Consider the following 3838-nt stretch of genomic DNA (forward strand, 5'->3'; position numbering starts at 1 on the left):
TTCATCAAAGCGCATTCCTCCCGGCACTGACCCTACGGGTACAGTGCGGGGCTCCTGCGATTTCTAGCTGAGCTGACCAAGCGGCAGAAGGGAAATCTCACTTATTGTTAGCAGGCTGGCTGGGGAATCCTACTGGCGCTACCGTGGTTTTGGGTTGTGTTCACAGCGGGTCAGCAGCGGGCCGGCACAGCTTACTCTACCCAAAAAGGTGCACGTGGGATCTTCACCAAGTGCTGGGGTAAGCTACCCTGTCTGTTGAACTTATTCCGGCAGTCTGTCTGGGTGAAAGATGCTGAGATATCGGCATTAGCGGCCCAAAAGGTTCGGTTCCCAGATTGCCTCTGGGTCTACTTCAAGCTGTTCTGCCTCAATCCCTATGGTTTCCTCTGACCTCAAGCGCTGGCTGGATAACTTCCTGATTGCCGTTGTCTTTCTGGTGTTCGCCGGGTTTGTCTGGTTTGTCTTTTCCGTAACCGGGGCTTTTCTTGGGATCCCACTGGGCTACAAACTTTGGATGCGGCTCTGGCTGCCTTTGTTTCAGCCGGCTTTGGGGATCCTGATGGCCGGGGCGGTGGTGAGCGGAGTGTGGGGCTGGCTGGAAAAACGCCGCTCCCAACAATCATGATCATCAATAGAACTGAAGATCCCGTGGCGCAGGGGAGCCCCAGACTGGCTCTATACTGGAAACGTATCTAAATGTTGAGCACCTGAGGCAGTCTGGCGTCGTGTTTGTTCTGTCCGGCTACGAGTATTTGCTGGTTTTCCTGATCCTCTGCTCTCTGCTGCCGGTTTTGGCTCTGGGGGCTTCTGCACTCTTGGCGCCAAAGCGGCGGGGATCCCTGCGGCGCAGCACTTACGAGTCGGGCATGGAGCCGTTTGGGCAAGCCTGGATCCAGTTCAACATTCGCTACTACATGTTCGCACTGGTCTTCGTCATTTTCGATGTAGAGACGGTGTTCCTCTATCCCTGGGCAGTGGCGTTTCACCGCTTGGGGCTGTTGGCCTTTGTGGAGGCCCTGATTTTCATCGCCATCCTTGTGGTGGGTCTTGTGTACGCCTGGAGAAAAGGAGCATTGGAATGGTCATGACGTCTGAGAAATCGCAAGTCTTGTTTCCGGGGGCTGCCCCCCAGGTGACTACCGACCTCTCCAACAACGTCGTTCTGACGACGGTGAACGACCTGTACAACTGGGCTAAGATGTCCAGCCTCTGGCCGCTGCTCTACGGCACCGCCTGCTGCTTCATCGAGTTTGCCGCCATGCTGGGATCCCGCTTCGACTTCGACCGCTTTGGCCTGCTGCCTCGTTCTTCGCCGCGCACGGCTGATTTGATCATCACGGCAGGTACGGTCACCATGAAGATGGCTCCGGCGTTGGTCAAGCTCTACCAGCAAATGGCTGAGCCGAAGTACGTGATCGCCATGGGGGCTTGCACCATCAGCGGTGGCATGTTCAGCTCCGATTCCTACACGGCAGTGCGGGGGGTGGACAAGCTGATCCCGGTGGATGTGTACATTCCCGGCTGCCCTCCTCGTCCAGAAGCGATCATGGATGCCATTGTCAAGCTGCGCAAGAAGATCGCCGCCGAGGACATGCGGGAACGAGGCCGTCTGCAGCAAACCCACCGCTACTACACGGTTAAGCACAACCTCAAGCCTGTGCCGGAGATCATCACCGGCAAGTATCTGGAGAGCGAGACCCGCCAAGCTCCCCCGCCAGAGCTGGCTGCGGCCATTGGCTTGCCAGTGCCCCCGGCCTTGCAAACCGCCGACTTTAAGCGGGCGGAACAGCAGCTCAAAGCCTTGCAGGGAGGAGTGTGAGATGGCAGAGGAGAATGCCCAGGAAAAACAAGCGCCGCCATCCGCAGGCGAGCAGTCGGAACCCTTGGTGACGTTGGAGCGGGGCCCGGTTTCCCAGTTTCTGGCCGACAACGGCTTCGAGCACCAGTATTTGGGGAGAGACGCAGCGGGGGTAGAGCTGTTGGAGGTGGAGCGGGACTTTCTCCTACCCTTGTGTACCGCCCTCTATGCCTACGGCTTTAACTACCTGGAGTGCCAGTGCGGGTATGACCTGGGGGCAGGGCAGCCACTGGTCAGCCTTTACCACCTGATCAAGCTGTCAGACGGGGCGGATCGCCCTCAGGAGGTGCGGCTCCAGGTAAAGTTGCCTCGCCAGGATCCACGCCTACCTTCCGTATACTGGATTTGGAAGTCGGCGGATTGGCAGGAACGGGAAACCTACGACATGTATGGCATTGTTTTCGAGGGACACCCGAACCTGAAGCGGATTTTAATGCCGGAAGACTGGATAGGGTGGCCCCTGCGCAAGGACTACATCACGCCTGACTTCTATGAGCTGCAGGATGCCTACTGATTGGGGATCCCTGACTCGGTGAGCAGCGTTGAACAGGATGGGTTGAGATGTGGCCTTTTTTGCTCTTGGCAATCTATGCAGGTGGAGTTTGGTACTCGGCCCGCAAGGCGGATCGCATCTATTCGGGCTCCGGGAAGTGGGTGGTATCGGCCCTCTGGCCGGTGCTGCTGCTCTCAAACCGTCAGTTTCGCCAAAATTGGCGTCGTCCCCTGAACAAGTAAGTTTGAGTTGAGTAAGTCTGGATCCCTGGAATCCTCACCTGTGATCGCTCCTGAGCAACACCTACGCGACCCGAGTCTTTCTCTATCGACACCTCAGGCCACGCAGAAGTTGCGGGAGTTGATTGTCAGCCGCATTCGCGCTCAGGGACCGGTGACCTTTGCCCAGTTTATGGAGTGGGCTCTCTACGAGCCAGGGTTGGGCTATTACGAGCAGGGATCCCCGATTGGCCCCGACTACCTCACCTCTCCCCACCTGGCGGCGGACTTTGCCCAACTGTTGGCGGAGCAAATCCACCAGTTCTGGCACATTTTGGGATCCCCCTCTGCCTTCACGGTCATCGAGATGGGGGCAGGCAGCGGCCGCTTGGCCCAGGATTGGCTGACCTACGTGCGCTCTGCAAGGCCTGCGGCCCGCTTACGCGAACAGCCCTCTTTTTGGCAGGCGCTGGACTATGGGATTTTGGAGCGTTCTGCCCACCTGCGGCAGCTCCAGCAGGAGCGGTTGGCCCCTTTTGGGGAGAAGGTGCGCTGGTTGGATTGGGACGGGATCCCGGATAACTCAGTTACAGGCTGCTTTTTCTCCAATGAGCTGGTGGATGCTTTTCCGGTGCATCGGGTGCAGGTGCAGGATGGGGCTTTGCGAGAAATCTATGTCGATTGCGGCGAGGCTGCAGAAGCCAACTTCCGGGAAGTGCTGGGGGATCTGTCCACTCCTGAGCTGAGGGAGTATTTTGCCCGCTTGGGGATCCCTGTAGAAACTTATCCGTCCGGTTACCAAACCGAGGTGAACCTGAAAGCCTTGGAGTGGCTGCAGCTGCTGGCCCGTAAGCTGCGGCGAGGCTACGTGCTCACCATCGATTACGGCCACACCGCCCAGAGCTACTACAGCCCCCACCGCGCCCAAGGTACGCTCTTGGCCTACCGACAGCACGGCAGCTACACGGACCCCTATGTTCGGGTGGGATCCCAGGATCTCACCGCTCATGTGGACTTTACGACCCTAGAGCAAGTGGGAGAATCTCTGGGGCTAAGATGCCTGGGGTTCACCCGGCAGAGCAACTTTTTGGTGAACCTGGGATTGACCGAGCGGCTGGCTGCCCTCAGCCAAATGGGGAACCCGGTTGATGGCGAAGCTGTGGATGTGGGCCAGGTTTTGCGGCGGCGACATGCTCTTCACGCGCTGCTGGATCCCATGGGGTTGGGGGGCTTTGGAGTATTGGTGCAGGCTAAGGGCCTGACCCCCTC

Annotated in this window: 6 protein-coding genes; all 6 read left to right on the forward strand. The window is 58.4% G+C overall.

From position 1 onward, the window contains the following. Positions 1-376: 376 nt before the first annotated feature. Entirely contained in the window at positions 377-625 is a 249-nt protein-coding gene (locus NW837_RS11015; protein ID WP_011433899.1) for a hypothetical protein, read from the forward strand. A 100-nt stretch (positions 626-725) separates the two neighbouring features. Next, the gene (gene ndhC / locus NW837_RS11020) at positions 726-1088 is read left to right on the forward strand and encodes a photosynthetic/respiratory NAD(P)H-quinone oxidoreductase subunit C (RefSeq protein WP_414331498.1); all 363 of its coding nucleotides are present in this window, start codon (positions 726-728) and stop codon (positions 1086-1088) included. Next, entirely contained in the window at positions 1079-1819 is a 741-nt protein-coding gene (locus tag NW837_RS11025) for an NADH dehydrogenase subunit K (protein ID WP_414331499.1), read from the forward strand. Before ndhC ends, NW837_RS11025 begins: the two co-directional genes overlap by 10 nt. 1 nt (position 1820) lies before the next feature. Next, the gene (locus NW837_RS11030) at positions 1821-2372 is read left to right on the forward strand and encodes an NAD(P)H-quinone oxidoreductase subunit J (RefSeq protein WP_011433902.1); all 552 of its coding nucleotides are present in this window, start codon (positions 1821-1823) and stop codon (positions 2370-2372) included. A gap of 47 nt (positions 2373-2419) precedes the next feature. Continuing rightward, positions 2420-2593 carry a hypothetical protein gene (locus NW837_RS11035; protein ID WP_414331502.1) on the forward strand — a complete coding sequence of 58 codons (174 nt, stop codon included), beginning with the start codon at positions 2420-2422 and terminating at the stop codon, positions 2591-2593. Positions 2594-2633: 40 nt separating this feature from the next. Next, positions 2634-3838 (forward strand): class I SAM-dependent methyltransferase (locus tag NW837_RS11040; RefSeq protein WP_414331505.1); only part of this gene is annotated, 1205 nt, incomplete at its 3' end.

The sequence above is a fragment of the Synechococcus sp. R6-10 genome (genome assembly GCF_047461815.1).
In the GTDB taxonomy this organism is placed as follows: Bacteria; Cyanobacteriota; Cyanobacteriia; order Thermostichales; family Thermostichaceae; genus Thermostichus.